This is a genomic window from Pseudanabaena sp. PCC 6802, from assembly GCF_000332175.1.
Taxonomy (GTDB): Bacteria; Cyanobacteriota; Cyanobacteriia; order Pseudanabaenales; family Pseudanabaenaceae; genus PCC-6802.
This window is the reverse complement of the sequence record NZ_KB235914.1, coordinates 911,115-931,286: the sequence shown is the minus strand read 5'-3', so window position 1 is coordinate 931,286 and position 20,172 is coordinate 911,115. Positions and strand designations below refer to the sequence as shown.

General features: G+C 47.0%; 19 protein-coding genes. 11 read left to right on the top strand and 8 right to left on the bottom strand.

The features are described from left to right. Positions 1-109: 109 nt before the first annotated feature. Both PSE6802_RS0109650 and PSE6802_RS0109645 read right to left on the bottom strand, forming a co-directional pair. The gene (locus PSE6802_RS0109650; protein WP_019499853.1) at positions 110-1,672 is read right to left on the bottom strand and encodes a phospholipid carrier-dependent glycosyltransferase; all 1,563 of its coding nucleotides are present in this window, start codon (positions 1,670-1,672) and stop codon (positions 110-112) included. Between the two features lie 93 nt (positions 1,673-1,765). Next, positions 1,766-2,233 (bottom strand): hypothetical protein, encoded by a 468-nt coding sequence (locus tag PSE6802_RS0109645; RefSeq protein WP_156815478.1) that lies wholly within the window; start codon positions 2,231-2,233, stop codon positions 1,766-1,768. A 170-nt stretch (positions 2,234-2,403) separates the two neighbouring features. On the opposite strand from PSE6802_RS0109645, the gene PSE6802_RS0109640 reads away from it, so the two are divergent. Both PSE6802_RS0109640 and PSE6802_RS0109635 read left to right on the top strand, forming a co-directional pair. Continuing rightward, entirely contained in the window at positions 2,404-3,165 is a 762-nt protein-coding gene (locus PSE6802_RS0109640) for a glycosyltransferase family 2 protein (protein WP_019499851.1), read from the top strand. 166 nt (positions 3,166-3,331) lie between these two features. Continuing rightward, complete coding sequence (locus PSE6802_RS0109635) at positions 3,332-4,699, top strand: hypothetical protein (RefSeq protein ID WP_156815477.1); 1,368 nt, start codon at positions 3,332-3,334, stop codon at positions 4,697-4,699. A 73-nt stretch (positions 4,700-4,772) separates the two neighbouring features. Here PSE6802_RS0109635 and PSE6802_RS0109630 read toward each other — a convergent pair whose 3' ends face one another. The 3 genes from PSE6802_RS0109630 to PSE6802_RS0109620 all read right to left on the bottom strand — a co-directional run bounded on the left by PSE6802_RS0109630 (position 4,773) and on the right by PSE6802_RS0109620 (position 8,724). Beyond that, on the bottom strand, positions 4,773-5,474 hold the full coding sequence (locus tag PSE6802_RS0109630) for a class I SAM-dependent methyltransferase (RefSeq protein ID WP_019499849.1): 702 nt from the start codon (positions 5,472-5,474) through the stop codon (positions 4,773-4,775). Between the two features lie 13 nt (positions 5,475-5,487). Continuing rightward, positions 5,488-6,783 carry a hypothetical protein gene (locus PSE6802_RS0109625; RefSeq protein WP_019499848.1) on the bottom strand — a complete coding sequence of 432 codons (1,296 nt, stop codon included), beginning with the start codon at positions 6,781-6,783 and terminating at the stop codon, positions 5,488-5,490. Between the two features lie 156 nt (positions 6,784-6,939). Continuing rightward, on the bottom strand, positions 6,940-8,724 hold the full coding sequence (locus PSE6802_RS0109620; RefSeq protein ID WP_019499847.1) for a hypothetical protein: 1,785 nt from the start codon (positions 8,722-8,724) through the stop codon (positions 6,940-6,942). Between the two features lie 340 nt (positions 8,725-9,064). Here PSE6802_RS0109620 and PSE6802_RS28400 point away from each other — a divergent pair, with 340 nt between their 5' ends. From PSE6802_RS28400 to PSE6802_RS0109570, 9 genes are all read left to right on the top strand, one after another. Next, positions 9,065-11,023 carry a glycosyltransferase family protein gene (locus PSE6802_RS28400; protein ID WP_019499846.1) on the top strand — a complete coding sequence of 653 codons (1,959 nt, stop codon included), beginning with the start codon at positions 9,065-9,067 and terminating at the stop codon, positions 11,021-11,023. A gap of 4 nt (positions 11,024-11,027) precedes the next feature. Next, positions 11,028-11,882, top strand: coding sequence for a hypothetical protein (locus PSE6802_RS0109605; RefSeq protein WP_019499845.1), 855 nt, complete (start codon positions 11,028-11,030; stop codon positions 11,880-11,882). A gap of 447 nt (positions 11,883-12,329) precedes the next feature. Continuing rightward, positions 12,330-14,177 (top strand): peptidoglycan D,D-transpeptidase FtsI family protein, encoded by a 1,848-nt coding sequence (locus PSE6802_RS0109600; RefSeq protein ID WP_019499844.1) that lies wholly within the window; start codon positions 12,330-12,332, stop codon positions 14,175-14,177. 174 nt (positions 14,178-14,351) lie between these two features. Next, positions 14,352-14,609 (top strand): glutaredoxin 3, encoded by a 258-nt coding sequence (gene grxC / locus PSE6802_RS0109595; RefSeq protein ID WP_019499843.1) that lies wholly within the window; start codon positions 14,352-14,354, stop codon positions 14,607-14,609. A 46-nt stretch (positions 14,610-14,655) separates the two neighbouring features. Then, positions 14,656-14,916, top strand: coding sequence for a hypothetical protein (locus tag PSE6802_RS0109590; RefSeq protein ID WP_019499842.1), 261 nt, complete (start codon positions 14,656-14,658; stop codon positions 14,914-14,916). 3 nt (positions 14,917-14,919) lie between these two features. Continuing rightward, on the top strand, positions 14,920-15,282 hold the full coding sequence (locus PSE6802_RS0109585) for a hypothetical protein (protein ID WP_019499841.1): 363 nt from the start codon (positions 14,920-14,922) through the stop codon (positions 15,280-15,282). A 53-nt stretch (positions 15,283-15,335) separates the two neighbouring features. Next, on the top strand, positions 15,336-16,301 hold the full coding sequence (gene gshB, locus PSE6802_RS0109580) for a glutathione synthase (protein WP_019499840.1): 966 nt from the start codon (positions 15,336-15,338) through the stop codon (positions 16,299-16,301). A 2-nt stretch (positions 16,302-16,303) separates the two neighbouring features. Further along, a complete protein-coding gene (gene ruvX / locus PSE6802_RS0109575) occupies positions 16,304-16,702 on the top strand; it encodes a Holliday junction resolvase RuvX (RefSeq protein ID WP_019499839.1) in 399 nt (132 codons plus the stop codon). Between the two features lie 75 nt (positions 16,703-16,777). Further along, positions 16,778-16,984, top strand: coding sequence for a DUF6887 family protein (locus PSE6802_RS0109570; RefSeq protein WP_019499838.1), 207 nt, complete (start codon positions 16,778-16,780; stop codon positions 16,982-16,984). A gap of 31 nt (positions 16,985-17,015) precedes the next feature. Here the strand turns inward: PSE6802_RS0109570 and trhO are convergent, their stop codons facing one another. Genes trhO through PSE6802_RS0109555 form a run of 3 tightly spaced genes read right to left on the bottom strand, consistent with a single transcriptional unit; the run spans position 17,016 to position 19,906 of the window. Beyond that, positions 17,016-17,777, bottom strand: coding sequence for an oxygen-dependent tRNA uridine(34) hydroxylase TrhO (gene trhO / locus PSE6802_RS28395; RefSeq protein WP_019499837.1), 762 nt, complete (start codon positions 17,775-17,777; stop codon positions 17,016-17,018). A gap of 33 nt (positions 17,778-17,810) precedes the next feature. Beyond that, a complete protein-coding gene (locus PSE6802_RS0109560) occupies positions 17,811-18,488 on the bottom strand; it encodes a glutathione S-transferase (RefSeq protein ID WP_019499836.1) in 678 nt (225 codons plus the stop codon). After that, positions 18,485-19,906 carry a DUF3370 domain-containing protein gene (locus tag PSE6802_RS0109555; RefSeq protein WP_019499835.1) on the bottom strand — a complete coding sequence of 474 codons (1,422 nt, stop codon included), beginning with the start codon at positions 19,904-19,906 and terminating at the stop codon, positions 18,485-18,487. Before PSE6802_RS0109555 ends, PSE6802_RS0109560 begins: the two co-directional genes overlap by 4 nt. Positions 19,907-20,172: the final 266 nt, after the last annotated feature.

The following is a 20,172-nucleotide window of genomic DNA, read 5'->3' as shown; positions in this document are numbered from 1 at the left end:
ATAACTGCCTAAAACTAAGCTCCCAGATAGTACCCGACTATGTTGAAGAAATTAACACCAGTTTGCAAGCTTAACAAAAGTTAAAATTTTGGCTTAATTAATTTAGAAATTAGGTGTCTGATGGGTCTGGTGCCGCTGATTGGCTGCTTTCTTGGGGTTCAGTTAGAACTAAGACGGGTTGAGGTTCGCATTTAACGCAGCGCAATTGCCACAGCGGGAAAATCATGCGCTTTTGAAATTCAAAATCGTCAATGGGTTTGTAATAGGTGAGGGGACTAAAGAAACTGTAGGATAAAAAGATAAAGACAACCGCTACGGACATAAATATGGTCTTGGGTGTGTCACCCACGTCCCACTTGAATAGTTTCTTAATTTCTACCAATGACATGCCAAACAGTAAAAAGCTAAATATCAGCGGTGGAAAATAGTGATACAGGTACATGACGCGCCCAATTTGAGTCATCACGAGCATATACGCCAAGTACATGGACATGAATATCCCCATAATCAAACTATTTTGTAACGGCACGCCCAGAAACATAGAACCGAGCAGTAAAGAGCCGGAACAAATCAGACCCAATAAACCAAATGCCCAAATTACTGGATTAACCTGTAGGTAAAGGTAGCGGTAGGTATTGCCATCGGGGGTTTCCCAACGATAGTTGATGGCGCGCGCGCCTAACGGCCAAAAGAACGACGGGCTACCCCCTTCATCTTTGTGGCATAGATCCAGTTTGGGAACGTAGCTGTTGTAGATGCGCGTAAAGTTGAACGAGTCGCGCAGCATGACCGGAAAAGATAGCAACGAACTAGTGCGTCCCTCATCAAGAATTTGTTTGTAGGCGGGCGAAGCGTCGTAGTAGCCCTCGTGGGAGAGGGGTGGATTGATGTGCGAGGCAATGGAGAAATGCAACTGCCATACCGTGACAAACACGATCGCAAAGCCAGCAAAACTAATACCCAGGTAACGCAGTGCTTGCCGCCAGTCCGGCCACAGCCTGGTTGGGACAATTGGCAATAGGAGTAGGGCAATATACCCAGTGACCTTGGTGGTGACTAATAAGCCGAGGGCAATACCAAAGCAGGCAGCACCAATAAATAGTTGCTTGGGGCGATCGCGCCATTTCACGCTCAAAAGGCAAAACAGTATGGTTAATAACAAGAAAAAGAGCAAAATGCCCTCTAGCATTGCACCGCGTAGATGCACGATCAAAGCGTTATCAAATAGGTAGAAACTGCTGAGGAGGAGGGCAAAAAAATGATTCTCAGTTAGTAGTAGAAACACCCAAAACAGTAAAGGGGCAGCCAGCCAGGATAGCAGGACGGGGAAAAAGCGGTAACCGGCGAAGGAAAAACCTGCTGGTAAGTCCTTAGCGAAGTCCGTACCGATAAAGTCATTATTCGTAGGGTTAGCGTGGAAGATTTTTTCGCCTAGAGCTAGCAGCATCTTACCCAACGGTGGGTGCGGCTCCATAAAGAAAATGCCGTTTAAATATTTCTGAGCGCTGGCAATGTGGTAACTCTCATCCCAATAACCTGCTGGTGGATAGGCGTAGTTGTGAAAATAAGTAAAGTATGAAATCGCAAGGACGAGAATCGTAAACCCGATGGAGAGCCGTTTAGGATTTAACGTCAAGTTAATCGATATTTTAGTTGGTTCGATGGAGTTCATACTTTAGCCTGAGAATGTGGGATTAAGCATGGTAATGCATATAAATGCACGCACGGTGCCAGACGAGATGACAGAGTCTTAAAATTTAAAACTTTATCCGGGCGGCAGGTATCGATAAGTAAAGATACCGTAAATAAATCCGATCGCTAAACTGGCGATCGCCAGTGCGGTAAATAGCTGCCATGCCTGTTTGCGGGTCAGCGCTGAGGATTTAATCTGGGCACCGATGACTGTAACTGCGCCAGCGATTATACCCACGATCGCGCCAGACATAATATCTGAAGTAAATCTAAATACCGCTGCTGCCAAACCTAAGGGTGCGATCGCAGTCACGACTAAGGCAAGCCATTCTTGCCAGGTAATGCGCCGATCTGCATCTTTTTCCGTATCGGTTTCCTGAAAACCCAGCCAGATCGTCGCAGCAGCTACAACGAGGGCAATTAAGCCTGTATTCGTCCCCTCAGTGGCAAAAGTATAGACTATGGCAACCACAGCCCCGATTATTCCCCCAAACCCAATTGGCAAAGACCATATGCCAGCGATCGCCATTATGATTAGCATTAGAGTAAATCTAGTCGGCGAGTCCTGGTTAATATAATTAACATAAACAACGCGCCAGTAGCGTCCCAAGAAGCTATAGCCTAAGCATATGGCCAGCATGGGTAGCCAGAAATAAATAGTCCTGGGTAAAGATTGTACGAGCTTGGAGGAGGATTGCATTGGTATCGCAGATGAAGCTAAGCGTCATTGTACCGTGCTATAACGAAGCTAAAACGATTTCTACGGTCGTAAAAGCGATTAAGGCATCACCTGTAGAAAACTGCGAAATTATCATAGTGGATGACGGTTCTACCGATGGCACCAGGGAAATATTAGCAGACCAGATCGTGCCAATCGTAGATAAGGTGATTTTCCATGACAAAAATATGGGTAAGGGGGCAGCACTCAAGACGGGATTTGCCTTGGCAACGGGGGATATAGCGATCGTGCAGGATGCGGATCTGGAGTACAATCCGCAGGAGTATCCCGTGCTGATGCAACCAATCGTCGATGGTAAAGCCGATGTGGTATTTGGGTCGCGTTTTGTCGGCAGTCAGCCGCACCGCGTGGTCTACTACTGGCACATGGTGGGCAATCAGTTTTTAACTACGCTTTCCAACATGTTTACAAATATCAACCTTACAGACATGGAAACGTGCTACAAAGCCTTTCGCCGCGAAGTCATTCAAGCAATTGAGATTGAGGAAAAGCGGTTTGGCTTTGAACCGGAGATTACAGCTAAAGTAGCCAAAATGGACTGCCGCATTTATGAAGTGGGGATTTCATACTACGGGCGCACGTATCAGGAGGGCAAGAAGATTGGCTGGAAAGACGGGTTCAGGGCAATTTATTGCATCTTGAAATACAACCTTTGGGCGCGCAAACCTCTGCAAGCGCAAACACTTCTGGCTAATACTATTACGAATACAGAAGTGAAAACGCCAGATAGTTGATGTCGGTGCAGGTTTTGTCGGAACTCTATCCATAAAAAGCGACAACTTTTAGCTAAACCTGGCCATAATGCTCGTAAATAAAGCACATCAACTAAATCGTGCGATCCCGATCGCTAATCTTAACAATTGTGGAATTATTGAGATTGATAGGAAGAACTACGCGAACATGGAAACAAAATTAGACTCTGCATTGCGATCGCCGAGCCATCCCAACGATCCAAATAAGCCGAACTGGGCTAAGATTAGCTCTAAAGTAGTAGTTCAAGCTAGTTTGTGGGCATTAGCCATTACCTTGCTGCAAATAGCCGTTGCGTGCTGGTTATCAGGCAGGAGTTCGCTGGCTAAGTCGTATCTCACATTATTTGAATGGGACAGCCTCTGGTACGCCAATATCATTAATAACGGATATTTCACTACGATTCCACCGGACATGAGCGAGTGGGGGAAGTATTCTAATGTTTCTTTTTTTCCTGGCTATCCAGCATTAGCTTTCCTGGTTCAACAAATTCTCAAACTATCTACAGAACACTCCTTATTGCTAACAGCTCAGCTTGCAGGCTGGGGATTCTGGACGTATTTACTATTGTTATTCGATCGCCTGCAAATTCCCAAGCAGCTCGTCGTGGGTAGCATTGTGGCGATTCTAGTACATCCAGGCTCGTTTTACTTAGTTGCCGCCTATTCCGAGCCTTTATTCCTGGTCAGTTTAATGGGACTGATTTATTGGACAGATGCACCCCAAAAGTCAGCCTGGGTATGGGCAGCAATTAGTGGATTTATGATGTCGGCCACTCGACTGGTTGGCTTGCCACTGGCTCTCTTCCCTTTGATTGCCTTAATTAACCGACCCAAGCCCCAGTGGAGCCTCTCAGGTCTGCGCGTCTGGGTGAAAGATAATCTCAAGTATTTTGCGATCGCTGCTATTTCAATGCTGGGTGGTTTGCTGTTCTTTGTCTTTTGTCAATGGCGATTTGGCTATTGGGATCTTTACATGCAAAGCACTCGCAATGGCTGGTGGGTCATTCCCGACTACTTTGTGTTATCCAGACCGTGGTTTTTTCAATGGATGGCAAAATTATTTTCGCGGGGGCTAGATCCAGACCTGAAACTAGCAGAGTTTGGTGGCTTGCACTTTCCCTACAGCGATGAATTCAGTCGTCTAACTATCCCATTTAGTCTGGGTGTTTTCCTCATTTGCCTGCTCGTTGAGATCGCGATCGCCACCCTTAAAAAAGACCAGACCTGGAAACAGCGCTTGGGTCTATATTTTTGTAGCTGGACGATCTTTTATATCTCAGCCACAGGCATGGCAAATCGGGCTTTGGGCAGCATGATCCGCCACTCTTTCCCTACCTATGTTTTACTCGTCTTAGCGATCGCCTATCTCTTGACAGTTATACCTTTCCCACAGATGTTTAAGCAAAAGCGGGTGACTATACCAATTGCATTCTTGTTAATACTTCTCAGTCTGCTCTCTTTAGCCGTGCAGGGATTGCTAGAACATAGGTTTACTCATGGGCTTTGGGTTTCATGAAAGCATGTAGGAGATTTCTCGTAATTGCTAGAGGTTTAGGGCAGGCACAAGACACTGCCCCAGGGAATTGGTATTACATCTTTGTGCCCACGGCATAAAGAGACAGGCCTGTGGGAACTGGCAATACGTTTTCCACGCCCTGAAACATCGGCACCAGTTTGTTAAATAAACCGACTTGCTCTGTGCCTGGGGTCGTGCGACCCAGTACTTTACCATTGAACCACCAGCCTGGAATGCCAGCCATATTGAAATACCAAATGCTGGGATTAGCAAACCCGGCGGAGTTAAATGTTTCGCTGAGCCTGGCTTTACTATAACGCCGATAGTGACCGATCTCTCGATCCATAGGACTATAAAGCCACTCCAGGGCTGGTACCTTGACAACCAATTTGCCGCCCGGTTGCAGGTAGTCGGAAAGCGATCGCAGCAAATCCACGTCATCTTCAATATGCTCCAGTACGTCCAACATCACTACAGAGTCAAACTTAGAGTCGAATTGCGATCGCCAGTGGGTCTGAGTGATATCAGCTTGTATGACATTGACATTTGGCTTATGAGCCAGGCGAGATTTTGCGCGGGCGACATAGCTGGTGTCCATATCTACGGCGATCGCGCGATCGCAATGCTCGGCTAGTAAAACTGTGAAGTTCCCGTTGCCACAACCAACTTCCATCACGGAGTTACCTAAGTGAGGCAATATCTGCGCAAAGATCCAATTATTGTAGTTATCTGCTAGTTTGAGATTTTCCAGCCAGAAAGTTTGGGCGTTAGACATGGCAATATGTAAATCAGGACTGCAAATCAAGAGCCAACTGGGTTGACTGTTCTTCGGGTCGGTAGCGAGTACGCAAAATTAAACCTGAGATTCCAGCCAATAGGAACGTACGGCTAATAATTGACAGCGTATAAACAACTGTCCAAATTTTGCCCTTTTCTCTGGCAAATAGAGCGCCAAGTCCCTTCATTTCTTCGATCGCGTAGGCAAACGAGATGGGAAAGACAATCACGTTAATCAAATCTACTACCAGATAAAGCCACAGAAACCACCGCCATCTTTTATCAGTTTCCTGTGCTATCACAAACATTAAAAATGGATAGAACCAGAGATGAAACTGTGGCGAGTAGATGCGATTAAAAAAGATAGAGGCAATGCATATCAGTACCCCTTTATACTCAAGTTTTAATTCGGGTCTGAGTACGATCGCTAGAGTCATGAGAATGACCGTGCTGTTGTTTGCCAGACCTTCCAAGGGGGGATTCCCAAACCACAGTACCCCCAAGCCCAGTAGCGTATCCCAAGAGAACGGTCGCGAGGTGTGAAATGTGTAAGTAGTGAGCCAGTTGTTCAAATTACCGTTTTTGCTCCAGCAGGCTAGCATGAAGGGAAGGTTTAGTAAAACCGCTATAGCTGTGAAGGTAATTATAGTTTGCAGCCATTGACTGCGTTTTTTGTCGATCCAGAAAGCTTTAACTTCGGCAGCTATGATAAAGAAGAAGGTATACCACTTGAGCCAGCATCCTAACGACCAGAAAAACGTAGCCCAGAATGGCTTGTCTTTGAGATGAAACCAATAGCCAATCAGGGCAAAGGTCACTACGGCTGATTCATAACGAACAGGGGCAAGAAACAGGCTGGTTAGGGATGCCGCAAATAAAATTGCCAGAAGCCTGGCGCGTTTGGGGTTAATCTCTTTCAAAATTAAGTAGATTAACCCAGCGTTAATTACATCCAGCAGCGACATGAACGCGCCATGCGTAAATAGAATCGACTTCCACCTACCCTCAGTCAGGTCGATAAAATTCCCCAAGAACCAGTAGAGCAGACCTGAAAGTGGTGGGTAGACATAATCAAAATCTACATAGGGGACTAAGCCTTTTTGTGTCTTTTGCCAGAAACCAACCCAATACCACATGTCAGCGATCGTATGACCGAGAATAGGTTGCGCCCACGCAAAGTCAAACAGAGCATTGGCAAACCCTAGAAATATGAGTTTGAGGTTGAACGTAAACAGCAGAACTTGCTGTAAGCGCGAGTCTTTCGCTATCTGTAATGCCTTATTTAGCTGTAACTTTAGCTGTACCACGAGTAATGAACCCCTAATAATATGCTCGATCGCACTACCTAAACTTGATTATGTTAAATGTTTAGCAGTGACTTTACCCACTTTCTCAAAAATAGATGCATCTTCTCCCGTAAACCTCATTAGATAAAGATCTCAATCAGGCAGCGATCGCGCCATTTAGGGTGAGGTATAAACTTGCCACCCTGGCAACTTAATCTCCGTTGACTCAACTGGCGACTTAGACACATCGGGCAAATATTTACGGACTGCTTTCATTACCCCAGTTTCTTCGACATTGCCAATGTGGGAAGGAATAGCAGCGGGATAAACCAGGAATTTCATATCCTTCGGAATGCCCGCGCGAAATGCTTGCTCGCTGACCTCACCTCCAGAGAGGATCCTGTCCGTAACTCCATAGTCGAAGTGATATAGCTTTCCTTCTCCCATGACATTAGCTAAAGGTACCCAAGGGAAAAACGCCTTGCCGGGATTTGCTTTAGCGTATCGATAGAAATATTCCTGGGGATTGGTAGCTAAAATAGCTTTCTGATTGGGCAAGGTGTTGAAAGTATTAACAGTTAAGGGGACATGAATTAGTAACAGGCATACGGACAAACACAGAACCACAGTTTGCACGGAACGCTGCAATTCCGGCATAGAAGCTGCTTTGACGATCGCCAGAATTGCTGCGATCGCAATAAAGTAGACCGTAAAAGAGAGATTGTTAAAATTGCCGCCTATTCTAGTGCGAGCTAATAAGGCACTTGGGATCGCGAACAAGGCGACGATTAAAAACATTGCCCAACGGTTGTAAATCAGCCACGATAGCAGCCGATCTTCTCTCACTGGTGGATTTAAGTGGGGTGCGAGAAAAGCTACGATCGTCACGAATAGAATTGACTGCTGCACGATTTCCCTAAAAGCATTGAACAAGACTTCCTTAGGTTCGCCAGTTAAAGGTAAATTACTGGGAAATGTAAAAGCATTAAGAATCAACTGCTTTGGATCGAAAACGAGCAGTAATACGGTAGATATACTGACAGCCGCTACTCCCAGGCAAGCTAAATAACGCCAGAAACAACGCCTGCCATCTGCCAAATACACGTAGGTACTCAGACCAAAAATTAACGGCAAAGCTTGTTGTTTTGTCCAAAATGCCGCGATCGCTACAGTTGCTGAAATTGCCAGCGCTCGAAAGTTATTTTTCTCATCGCGGAAATAGAGAGCCGCTCCGGCTAAAGCGCTAATTCCTAGGGCAGGAGCATCGGCATGGAGGCGCAAGACACCTGCTAGAGACTCGAAATAGTATGTAAATAAGCAAAAAAGTGCGAACCCCCAAATTCCAAAGATTACTGCTCTGCATTTTTCTAGCAAAAGCTTGGAATTCAGCCATAGTAAAGGTGCAGAAAAATAACAAATCGCACTAAAAATCGAAGCTAGCCCTCCCCCACTAATCTCATAGATTAAGTAAATAAGAAACCAAAAGCCCACAAAGCTTGCCAGGGCAATCCCCTTCTTACGATATGTATCCAGATACTCTCCCAGCAATAACCAGGCCACGGGCAGAAAATAGAAAGCCATAGCGATTGATATACCAATCAAGATTGCCACAGTGGGAGATGAAGCGATCGCGGCTGGTAAATAGACTAAATAATTCAAAGGCGTGTATACAGTGCCGAGTATAGGCCCCGGATCGATACCGTAATAAAGCTTATAGCCATGTACTAAACCAATCGTGGGAGCGAGGCGCGCTCCATTCCACATTTCCCAAGACGAGCCGAGAATATCGTTGAATATCCAACCAGTGACGATTAGCAAGGGAACTGGCAATATTGCAACTAGTAGCTTCTCAGTTAATCGATCCAGAATGTCCCATTTAGCAACTAATTTAAAAACAAATACGCACAGGGCTGTGGCTATCAAAAAACCTGCGAATAAAAAAGTTAAATTAAAAGCAGTCATAACTTAACTCCATGTTAAGAAACTCAAGCACAGAGAGGGCTACGGTGTAACGATCCCCAACTTAAATCGACCGATGGATAAACGCTATGATTTTATTACTGATAATCTAAGCGCAAAACCTCTATAAAAATTGGCACGAGCGTACATTGCTTTTAGCATTGCCCGTATAAACTGTCAAATAACTGTACTTACAATGTTCTAATTTGGGAAAACTTTACAGAGTACTCTTTAATAAATGGGCTAGGTTTCAGCACATTATTAATTATGGCTATTGATTTTACCCTGCGCCTGGATGCTGCCCCTAATACAAATAACCTCACAGTTTTAGAAATTGCGATTAATGAATGACACTAGCGCTAGATCGGAACTGAAAACAAATTACAAACCACATTACATTGTTGTTGCATCGGCGATCGCGATTGTTGCCCTGCTCGCGATCGCGCCCATGCTTTTGCGCAACTACCCGATCGGGCACTCGACTAAATTTAACCTCAGTTGGGCATTTCAGTATCAGCAGCAGTTTTTGGGCGGGCAGTTCTATCCCCGTTGGCTGGAGTCATCGAATTTTGGCTTTGGTAATGCCACGTTTGCCTTTTATCCACCCATCTGCATGGTGATGACTTTACCGTTTCGGGTGTTGGGGTTTAACCTGCTCGGTTCTTTAATTGCCAGCATGTGGCTGGCTGCTGTCATTTTGGGCTTGGGTTTATATCTTTACAGTCGTCGCTTTTTCCCAGTGTGGCTGTCTGTAGTCGTTAGCGGTTTGGGGATGATGTCACCCTATCTGGCGGTGGATATGTACCATCGCGCCGCGATCGCGGAGGTATGGGGTATTGTGTTTATCCCTTGGGTACTGTGGGCAACACAGCGCGCGCTTGACTTGCCAGAGCGCCGCTATCCGCTGCTGGCTTTAATTATCAGTTATGGCTTGATGGCGCTGTCTCATCTGCCCACGCTGGTGATATTTACGATTGTGTGGGTCTTTTATCCCTGGGTAATGAGCGATCGCACTTCCCCGAGCGCTTCTTTGGGAGTTAATGTCAGGCGCTGTTACAGCGGAGCCATACTGGCATTTGGTTGTACGGCGTTTTTCCTGCTACCCGTTCTACTGGATCAAAGCTTTGTTTACATCGAATTCGTGACGGAAGATCCCGAGTATCGCCCGCAAAATCGCCTGATTGTGGATGGCGTTCTATCCTTACATCCCAAATTTTCCGATCACTGGTTCGATCCCGTCCTCTTACCCGTGTGGTGGAGTGCAATCGCCGCGATCGCTCTGGCGAGTGGCTGGTGGTTATATCGCGTTTGGCGCGATCGCGATCGCATCACTGAATCTATTACCAGTACGTCAAATCAATCCGATCCCGCAATCGATCCCATTTTAGAGGCAGGTTTTCGCTTCTGGTTGCCGAGCAGTATTTTGGCAATTCTGATGATGACGGACGTGTTGGGCTGGCTCTATCCATTATCCCATTTATTACTAGAGCGCATCCAATTTTCGTGGCGCTGGTTTGCCATTACAGTCGTGACGGTGCCCCTGCTATGCGGTTATCTCCTATACAAACTCCAAATCGCGATCGCAAAAGGGAATTGGCAACCCAAACTCAAGCAGGTAGCGATCGTCACAGTCATCGCTCTACTTTCAATCCTACAGTTTAGGATTACCAATCAACTCGCAAATCGGGCTTGGTATGATGGAGCATTCCTCAATAAATTTGAGGCGGCAATTATGCAGAAACGGTTCCCGATCGAGCCAAATACCGACGGTAGCAGCCAGCCTTTCTTCGATTGGCACAGGTTATATGCGGACGGTGTTGCCCTGGGCGATGTCCCAGAATATCGCACTGATATCTCTAGAAGTTTTCCCATCCCGCCTCCACGCAATCAACCATTAGTTTCTGTCGCATCAGGTAGCGTAGCCGATGTCCAAATTTTGCAGTGGGGATATGGATTTCGACGGTTTGCAGTTAACGCTCCAGCGACTGCGGAGTTGTTATTGCGGATGCTTTATTATCCTGCCTGGTTTGTCCAAATTGATGGCAAATTTGTGCCCCTAGAGGTGACGCAAATGGGACAGCTAAAGGTGACCGTGCCAGCCGGGAAACATCTGGTGGAGGTGAGTTACCTGGGCACGCTCTCTGACTGGATCGGTAGTGGCATTACAGTCATAGCATTAGTCATAACTGCCATTGGGTGGCGCCGCAATTTCGCCTTTTTGGCTCTGCCCAAACAGGTATCGCGATCGTTCATCCCAGAGGCTAAAGTAGAAGAGATAGATAGTTCGACGCGATCGACATAACAGTATGCCGCCCGTAGGATACAAAACCCAGTCAGCCGATACCAGCGTCGAAGCCGAGCTAGTGCTGTTTGACCTGCTGCGGCATAAAACAATGACCGAACGCGGACAACTCGTTCAAAGAGCCAACTGGAAATGCCACCAATATGCTTTACTTGGCATTCAGCACGACTTCCCCCATGCGAACGGTCGCACAATCCGTCAGCATTACATCAGGCGCAGAGCATGGCAAGAAAGAGTTAATCATATGACTGACACTAACTATGATGGAGAACTAATGCTAGAAGATGCTCTGTGGCTGGCAGCAAAGATCGCTCGAATTTTCGATAGATTGGCTATTCCCTACTATGTAGGCGGTTCGGTTGCTAGTTCGTTACAGGGAGAGATAAGAGCAACGGAAGATCTAGATCTAGTAGCGGATCTGACGCGATCGCAAGCCGATTTATTAATTAATGAGATGTCGGGAGAGTTTTATATCAGCGATGTAGCAGTTGATGACGCTCTATCAGGTAGAACTTCTTCTTTTAATACTATTCATCAAGCCACAATCGAAAAAGCCGATATCTTTATTCTGAGAAATGATGCTTTCTCCCGCTCTAAGATGTCACGTCGTTTACTCTATAAGTCTCAAGATAAAACAGATGCTGCTTTCTATCTTTGTTCGGCTGAGGACATTATTCTGCAAAAGCTAGTTTGGCTTAAGATGACCAGAAACGAGTCGCAAAAGCAATGGCGCGATATTTTAGGGGTGATGAAGTTGCAGGGTGAAAGCCTGGATTTTAGTTATCTGTGGGGGTGGGCAAATACCATAGGCGTAACAGAGCCTTTGCAGCAGGCTCTAACCGAATCCGGGCTGTTTTAATAGCTGACTGTCACGCGGAATCATCATCTCTTTTAACCTGTATGTGCCTTTACACATAAAGGTCGCAGGGACGCAGTCCCCACTCTGGTTATCCCTCTCCCTAGTTTCAGGGCGATCGGGCGATCGTTTCTCCAACCTTCCCAGGTCTGAAATTGACTGCCGACCAAGTGTTGAGGGCTGGTGGATGAAACTGCCGCGATCTAGATCGCGGCTCGCACGAAAAGATATAGCGGTTTTCAGATCAGAAAGAGTAGGGGGTTTGGGGGCGTTGCCCCCAAGAAGGGGTTCCACCCCTTCACCCCAAAAATAAAACCCGTTCTCAAGTGAAAACCGCTATAGCGGGAAAAGTTCGGGATAGCTGACCGCTGAGATGCCGATCGCTGACTCGTCGGAATGTTGGCAGGGATGTTATGATAGCGCCGTTGTTGCTTATTATCCTTTGGGAACATGGCATTACAGACATCGCTGCGATCGCAACGCCATCTGAGGCAAAGAACGCTTCTGGTCGGGCTTATCCTCTTACTGGCAGCGATCGGTCTGATTGTGCGCTTAGTGTACCTGCAAGTATGGACATCGGCAGAACTGCTAGAAAAAGCCAAATGGCAGCAGATGTTCCAACTCCGACCATTCATTCCCAGACGCACGATTACCGATCGCAATGATGAGGTGATGGCTATTGACAAGCCAGCCTACACTCTGTTTGCTCACCCCAAACTTTACAAGCTCAAGCCTGAAGAAATTGCCGAAAAACTGGCTCCGGTTTTAAACAAACCTGCGGCTAAACTGCTGCCCCTCTTATCTCAGCCCTCCAGTACCACTAAGATCGACAGTTGGCTCACTGAAGACGTTGCCGATAATATTTTTAATTTAAGAATTGATGGGCTCGATCTGGCACCGCAACGGCATCGGCTCTATCCCCACAAAGATCTAGCAGCCGAGGTGTTGGGCTATGTCAATATCGACCATCACGGACAAGCAGGTGTAGAATTCAGTCAGGAAAAACTACTGGAGCGCACCGATCAAGCATCCGATGTAGTTCAAGATGGCAGAGGCAGACTAATTCCCAGCAGCTTACCTGCTGGTGTATTGCGCGTCGATCGCACGCGGCTGCAGTTGACGATCGATGCCAGAACTCAGCGCGTGGCACGTCAGGAACTGCGATCGCAGATGAAAAAATTTAATGCCAAGCGCGGTGCCGTCCTGGTGATGGATGCAAAAAATGGCGAACTGCGGACATTAGTGACCGAACCTACCTACGATCCCAATCAGTTCGATCGAGTACCTAAGGAAAAATACGAAGTATTTAAAAACTGGGCGGTATCGGATTTGTACGAACCGGGTTCTACATTCAAACCTATTAACGTGGCGATCGCCCTGGAAGCAGGCGCAATTCAAAGCGACACGGTTTTTAATGATGAAGGCGCGCTGACAGTCGGCGGTTGGCCCGTCGCTAATTTTGACTTTGAATCAAGAGGTGCCGTAGGGCCATTAAGTATCAGTCAAATCCTGCAGCGCTCCAGCAATGTTGGCATGGTGCATATTATTCAGCAAATGAAACCCTCGGTATACTACGGCTGGCTAGAACGAGTTGGTTTGGGTGACATATCCGGTATCGATTTACCTGCTGAAACCCCGAGCACGCTCAAACCCCAGGAGCAGTTCACCACCTACGTCATTGAACCCGCTACCGCTGCTTTTGGTCAGGGCTTTTCACTTACACCCGTGCAGTTACTGCAAATGCACGGTATCCTTGCCAGTGGTGGCAAGCTATTAACGCCACATGTTGTCAAAGGGGTGGTTAATGAAGAAGGAGAAGAAGCCTACCAGCCCAAACTAAATCCACCGCGTCAAATATTTTCTCCCGCTACGACGACTAAGGTGCTGGAAATGATGGTGGCAGTTGTAGAGGAGGGTACTGGTAAACCCGCTCGCATTCCAGGCTATCGCCTTGGGGGCAAGACTGGTACTGCCCAGAAAGCCAATCCCAATAATGGCGGATATACCAGCGGCAAAATTACTAGCTTTGTTGGCATTTTTCCCGCCGTAGAACCACGATATGTAGCGCTTGCAGTCATTGACGAACCCGTAGGTGCCGATGCGTTTGGTTCTACGGTGGCGGCTCCGATCGTTAAAGCTGTGATTGAAGATATTATCGTTGCGGATAAGATTCCCCCTAGCCACCTGCAAGAGCTAAACTCAGATGCTTTACTCACCAAGCCCAGCCCATCTGCTGACAATCCTGCTGCTACGACATCGACCTCAACTAACCCTGCACCAGATGCCAACTCGCACTAGTGTTGCAAATCATAAATTTTGCAACATGGGGGAATGGGGGCAGAGCCCCCAGAAGGGGATTTCACCCCCTCCACCCCCTCCAAAACTTTTGTTTTGGTGTACTAGTCGAGTTAGTAAGGGAGGGACTTTGATAAGATTAAGATAAATTAATTTTTGTATAGTTGTTAGCACCATATGGCAAAAGTAGAGATTTACACCTGGCGCTTCTGTCCGTTTTGCATTCGCGCTAAACATTTATTAGATAAAAAAGGAGTGCAATATATTGAATACGCGATCGACGGCGATGAAGCTGCTCGGGATGCCATGGTAGAAAGAGGATCTGATGGCAGGCGCTCCGTACCGCAAATATTTATCAACGATCGCCACATAGGTGGCTGCGATTCCCTATACGATCTCGATGCCGAGGGCAAACTAGACCAATTACTAGCTTGACCCATTAATATTGTTAGCAGGGATTAACACAATTGCAGTAAAAACTATGCGAAGTGTAAAAAAAGAACTGAACGATAAACTGCAAGAACTGGCTGAAGATCTACAGCCCGTTAAGATTTCTGTTACTTTATCAGGTGAAGAGTATGCCATACTACAGCGTTTAGCTTCCAAACAGGGAATAAAAGCTGCTGATGCCTTGCGCAAAGCGATAGTAACGGAAGATTTTATTAAAAGTCAGATTAGGGCAGGCAAGAAAATCATGATTAAGAATACAGATAGTTCTATTCAGGAAGTTATTTTTTTTTAGGTGATGCAAGAGTTTCCCAGTCAAACAAAGGGTGACACTGTCGATCTTGATGAAAGTAGCCAAAATCAAGCCCCCGATGTGCAACTAACTCCTGAAACTGTCGATCTTGATGAAGGTAGACAAAATGAAGTCATTGAAAATAAACGTCCCCCTTTTGTATTAGAAGAGTCCCAAGAAAAGACAAGAGCTAGATTAGCAATGGGATTGCTATTACTGCTTGGCGGTAGCCTTATAGGAATAGCAGTATATATTGCCCTCAATAAAGATGATGTTACAAATAGAGAACTTATAACTTTAGTTTGGACTTCACTGGTGACCCTAGCAAGCAGTGCCCTCGGTTTTTACTTTGGGAGTAAGGGAAATTAATATGTTTCCTCAGTCTCTCAAAACTCTGGTGTAAAATTCATCAATCTGTAAGCATGAAATTAGCCTTTATCATCGATCCGATCGCTAAACTCGACCCCACGCACGATACCAGCGTGGCGTTAATGGAAGCAGCTTGTCGCTTTGGTCATGAGGTCTGGATTGCAGAGATGACAGCGTTGAGTATTATTAATAGTAAGGCTTGGGGTTGGTTGCAGCCTGCGATCGTGCATCCCGTCAAACTGGTAGATGGGAAGTGGCAAGCTCCTAATCCCTGGTACGAACTGCGGAACAGCGAGTTGCAACCGCTAGAAAATATGCAGGTGGTGTGGATGCGACCCGATCCACCCGTCACGACGGAATATCTCTACACTACATATATTCTCGACTATATCGATCCGCAGCGCACGCTTGTAGTTAACTCCCCCGCAGGGATTCGCAATGCCAATGAGAAGTTATACGGTCTGAGATTTGGCGCTGCCATGCCAGAGACTATCGTTTCCAGCGATAAAGAACTTATTCGTAGATTTGTCATTGACAAGGGTAAGGCGGTGCTTAAGCCCCTGGGCGGTAAGGGTGGTGAGGGGATTTTGTTTCTGGAGCCGAGCGATCGCAATTTCAACTCTATGATCGAAATTAGCACGAATTTCGGTAAAACCCCCGTGATGGTGCAGGTTTACCTGCCCGACGCTCAAGCAGGAGATAAACGCATCATTCTGCTGGATGGCGAACCGATTGGAGCTGTCAATCGCATTCCCAGTGGTGGGGAGTTTCGCGGTAATATGGCAGCGGGTGGCAGCGTTGCTCAAACCGAAATTACGGAAAGAGAACGTCAGATTTGCACTCAATTAGCTCCCACATTACAGCGAGACGGCTTGATGTTTGTGGGAATTGATGTCATTGGTGGCTATCTTACGGAAGTGAATGTCACCAGTCCCACTGGTGTCCGCGAGATCGATCGCCTGCATGGATTGAATTTAGGAGAGATAGTAATTAAGTGGCTAGAAGCAAAGGTTAGGTAGTAGTGCTACTAGGATTCGATCCCGGCAAAGATAAGTGTGGTGTAGCGGTAATTGGACTCGATCGCCAACGGCAGTTTCTGGCCGTCGTGCCCAGTAGCGAGGCGATCGCTCAAATTCAAGATCTGCTCGGCAAGTATCCCATCTCGCTTTTGGTGATGGGCAATCTAACTACTTCTAAGCAATGGCAAGCCAAACTGAAAGAGAATTTTCCCAATCTATTGGTAGTTACAGTAGATGAGAGCCATAGCAGTCAGGAAGCTCGCCAGCGTTATTGGGAGCTTTACCCACCCAAGGGGATTATGAAGCTAGTACCTTTGGGCATGCGATCTCCCAGCCGCCCTGTTGACGATATTGTCGCCATTATTTTAGTCGAACGCTATCTCAATCGTTTAGTGAGCTAGCGAGCTACAGCTTATACTAGCAGGGTATAATGAAGAGATAGAGATCGAAATTACTCCAGATGGGGAGGTGTTTTGATGAGTCAGGTTGATTATGCTGCTATGTCAGATCTAGAGCTAAAGCGGTATTTCCTCAATCATCGGAATGATGAAGACGCATTACAGGCATATTTAGAGCGACGCAGACGACGCACTTCTGGAATCATTACTAAAGTAGGAGATCCTGACTTCGATGCGAAAATCCAGGCTGCTATTCTTCAGAAACTGCATCAGGCGAAAAGTTAACTACTAAATCAAAGAATTAACAGCAGTAAATTCATGAATGACGATTGACGCTAATGCGTTCGTCAAACACAAAGCATTCGCCTTGCCAGAGACTCTCTGAGGGAGGAATCTCTTCGAGATATTTGAGAATCCCGCCTTTGAGGTGGTAAACCTCCTTAAAGCCTTGTTCGAGCATGTAAGCGCTGGCTTTCTCGCAGCGAATCCCGCCCGTGCAGAACATCGCCACTTTTTGATGTTTGTCGGGGTGAAGATTCTGTTGCACGAAATTGGGAAATTCGCCAAAGGCATCAAGATGGGGATCGATCGCGCGATCGAACGTACCTATCTCAACTTCGTATTGGTTGCGCGTATCAATTACAACTACGCTCGGATCGGAAATGAGCGCGTTCCAGTCCTTTGGCTCGACGTACTTGCCAACGGTTTGAGTCGGATCGATGCCTGCAACCCCAAGCGTGACGATTTCTTTTTTTAACCTTACTTTCAGGCGCTGAAAAGGCATCCGATCGCAGTAGGATTCTTTATGCTCTAAGGTTTGCAGGCGCGGGTCAGAACGCAGATGGGCAAGCAAGGCATCAATGCCGGAACGACTGCCAGCGATTGTAGAATTAATGCCTTCACTCGCCAGCAGAATTGTCCCTTTGAGGTGGTGCGACTGACAGAAAGATTTCAGAGGCGATCGCATGTCTTGATAGTCAGGTAGAGACGTAAAGTGATAGAAAGCTGCTACCACAATTTGCTCTGTATCTTCTCGCTTGCTTTCAGTTTGAGCGTGTTGAAGTTCTTGACTATCCATCCGCGTTACCTGCAAAAACTATCCCAATATAGCTTACTGGGTAACCAATACATTTTGCGGCGGCAGTGGTGACTGTAAGGTAATTGGCTGCCCGAGCCGCCAGGCAGGTCTTTTTTGCATAACATGTAGAAAGAGAGTGCTGCTTTCATGCCACGTTAACCATGCCTGGAGATGCTTGTAGGTTGTGCTGTAGAACCATTCCAGATCGACATGGGCAAACTGTCGCACAAATGGGAATATTGCCACGTCAGCCATAGTCATGAGATCGCTTATCAAAAATTGATGCGATCGCAACAGATCGTCCAAATTTTGCAAGTAGATTTCCGCCTGTCCTCGATACACTTCCTGCGGTTGTTCGGGAAAGCGTACGGCATATTTGTAGCGATCGAGGTAGGGCTTAAACAAGCGATCGTTGGCCGTAATAAGGTTCTGACCTAGCTCTGAGTTTAATCCCGATTGTCCCTGCCAGCCTGCTGGATCGTGTTGCTCTATCGCCCAGTACATAATATCCAGGCTTTCTTCCAAGACCTGACCGTCTAACAGTTGCAGCACGGGTGTCGTCCCTTTGGGGGAAATGGCGAGCATCTCTGCGGGCTTATTTCTCAAAGCCACTTCCCGCAGCTCGCAGGTAATTCCAGCATAGGCAAGTGCCATGCGGGCGCGAATCGCATAGGGGCAACGGTTAAAGGAATAGAGAATGGGAAAATTCATCGGATGGGGTTCGATCGCCAGTTCACCGAGCGATTGGCGGATAGCTGAGAGGATGACTCCAGGGTTCTAATCGTCAAGGCCTGGGGTGGTGTAGCATCAGGAGGGTAGAGAAAACTCACGCCTACCAAGCGGCGATCGCCAGGTGGCATATTCAATGTCATCAATGGTTGCCCCTGCTCCCCTTGGCGCTGTACTAAATGAAAATAACGTTTTTGGGGTACGCCGCGATCGTCTTTGAAACTCACCTGCACCGTGCCTCGAAAAAACACCTGTCCGGGCGGCTCGTAAAACCACAAGACATTCTTACCTCTTTCGTGTTTGAGCGGAGTTTGGATAGCTAGAATAACTGTCTGCGCCTGCTTCGTATTGTTCTCTAAAGGTATGGTGAGGTTGTAGCGCACGCCGTAATTGCCATGAGCGCGATAGGCTGTATCTGGGTAGCGCACCACCATCGGCGCGCTCTGCACCTGCCCGGTGTTGAGCGTTCCCAATATCACCGAACTGAGCGGATAGCTAAGCGCTTGACCTCGTTGTGGAATTGTCAGACTTTTTCCATTGGGCGGATCGGTAATTTCTCCCTGCCATTCTGAACCTTGAGCAACCCCTGCGACTCGACCGTATATTTTCCGCAGGCGCGCTTTCAGCGTTGCTTCAATTTTGTCTGGTTCTGTAGGTATGCGATCGCGGGGTGTAGCCAATCTACCAATTCTCAGTAACTCTTCCCATTGTGCCAATTCGGGTAAGCGGCCTGAAGGGGGTTGCATGGCTAAATTCGCCATATAAACGGGGCGATCGCTATGCAGGCGCATATAAGTAGACCGTGCCGTGCCGTTGGCGATCGGTAAGTTCAACAACATACGGCTCTGATTGGGGGGAATCAAAATTTGAGAGGGGAAGCCAAGTTGATTCACGCCGCGCAATATATCTTGAGTAAGGCGCGAACCGGGGCCTGAGTACACCCTACCGTATGGATTTTCCACCTGAGGCGGTAGATCGATAAAAGGAGCATCAGGATTCGTGAGGTAGCTTACGGCTTGCAAAACATCAAGTTTGACAGTCTCTGAATTGGGATTGTAGACAATTACGCCCTGATATATGGTGCGCCCGTCGATCGGCCTGGCGATGTGATGGGTGAATAGATCGAAGCGCTTGGAAAAAGACCGATCGAGATGTGCCGAGGCATATAACTTGCCGGAGGGCGGGAATGTCGAAAGTAAGATCCCATCTGACTGGACTACTTCAGGACTATTACTATTGAATACCAATACCTCATTTAGTTTGCCTGGCAGCTCCCTAATCTCGTGGGTTTGCTGTATGTACCCCTTTGGCAAAAGTGGTGTTGGTGTTGTTAATGTTGAGGGTAAAGGAGTTGTTGCCGGTGCTATTTGGGCAATGGGGGTGGGCAGCAGAGGAAACATAGGTTAGTGAACTAAAAACTGGACTAAGGTAAGCTAAAACAGTTAAATCCCAATATACAAATCTTAACAAATTGGGGTATACATGCAAAGCTTTTATTTCTACATATAGCTATAGTCAACGGGCTTGGACGGGGTGCAGGGGTTCCACCCCTGCGTGGGGGCGCAGCCCCCACACCCCTGTCCCAACAGATCTGTCAACGGCTATAACTTATGCAACTAGACAGTGCGAAGTTCTCCTTCTGATGGCAGGTAGAGGATTAAAAAAG

Bases quoted from the DNA above. Each gene is read 5' to 3' on its own strand.
- PSE6802_RS0109650 (WP_019499853.1), bottom strand. From the start codon at position 1,672: ATGAACTCCATCGAACCAACTAAAATATCGATTAACTTGACGTTAAAT.
- PSE6802_RS0109645 (WP_156815478.1), bottom strand. From the start codon at position 2,233: ATGCTAATCATAATGGCGATCGCTGGCATATGGTCTTTGCCAATTGGG.
- PSE6802_RS0109640 (WP_019499851.1), top strand. From the start codon at position 2,404: ATGAAGCTAAGCGTCATTGTACCGTGCTATAACGAAGCTAAAACGATT.
- PSE6802_RS0109635 (WP_156815477.1), top strand. From the start codon at position 3,332: ATGGAAACAAAATTAGACTCTGCATTGCGATCGCCGAGCCATCCCAAC.
- PSE6802_RS0109630 (WP_019499849.1), bottom strand. From the start codon at position 5,474: ATGTCTAACGCCCAAACTTTCTGGCTGGAAAATCTCAAACTAGCAGAT.
- PSE6802_RS0109620 (WP_019499847.1), bottom strand. From the start codon at position 8,724: ATGACTGCTTTTAATTTAACTTTTTTATTCGCAGGTTTTTTGATAGCC.
- PSE6802_RS28400 (WP_019499846.1), top strand. From the start codon at position 9,065: ATGAATGACACTAGCGCTAGATCGGAACTGAAAACAAATTACAAACCA.
- PSE6802_RS0109605 (WP_019499845.1), top strand. From the start codon at position 11,028: ATGCCGCCCGTAGGATACAAAACCCAGTCAGCCGATACCAGCGTCGAA.
- PSE6802_RS0109600 (WP_019499844.1), top strand. From the start codon at position 12,330: ATGGCATTACAGACATCGCTGCGATCGCAACGCCATCTGAGGCAAAGA.
- grxC (WP_019499843.1), top strand. From the start codon at position 14,352: ATGGCAAAAGTAGAGATTTACACCTGGCGCTTCTGTCCGTTTTGCATT.
- PSE6802_RS0109590 (WP_019499842.1), top strand. From the start codon at position 14,656: ATGCGAAGTGTAAAAAAAGAACTGAACGATAAACTGCAAGAACTGGCT.
- PSE6802_RS0109585 (WP_019499841.1), top strand. From the start codon at position 14,920: ATGCAAGAGTTTCCCAGTCAAACAAAGGGTGACACTGTCGATCTTGAT.
- gshB (WP_019499840.1), top strand. From the start codon at position 15,336: ATGAAATTAGCCTTTATCATCGATCCGATCGCTAAACTCGACCCCACG.
- PSE6802_RS0109570 (WP_019499838.1), top strand. From the start codon at position 16,778: ATGAGTCAGGTTGATTATGCTGCTATGTCAGATCTAGAGCTAAAGCGG.
- trhO (WP_019499837.1), bottom strand. From the start codon at position 17,777: ATGGATAGTCAAGAACTTCAACACGCTCAAACTGAAAGCAAGCGAGAA.
- PSE6802_RS0109560 (WP_019499836.1), bottom strand. From the start codon at position 18,488: ATGAATTTTCCCATTCTCTATTCCTTTAACCGTTGCCCCTATGCGATT.
- PSE6802_RS0109555 (WP_019499835.1), bottom strand. From the start codon at position 19,906: ATGTTTCCTCTGCTGCCCACCCCCATTGCCCAAATAGCACCGGCAACA.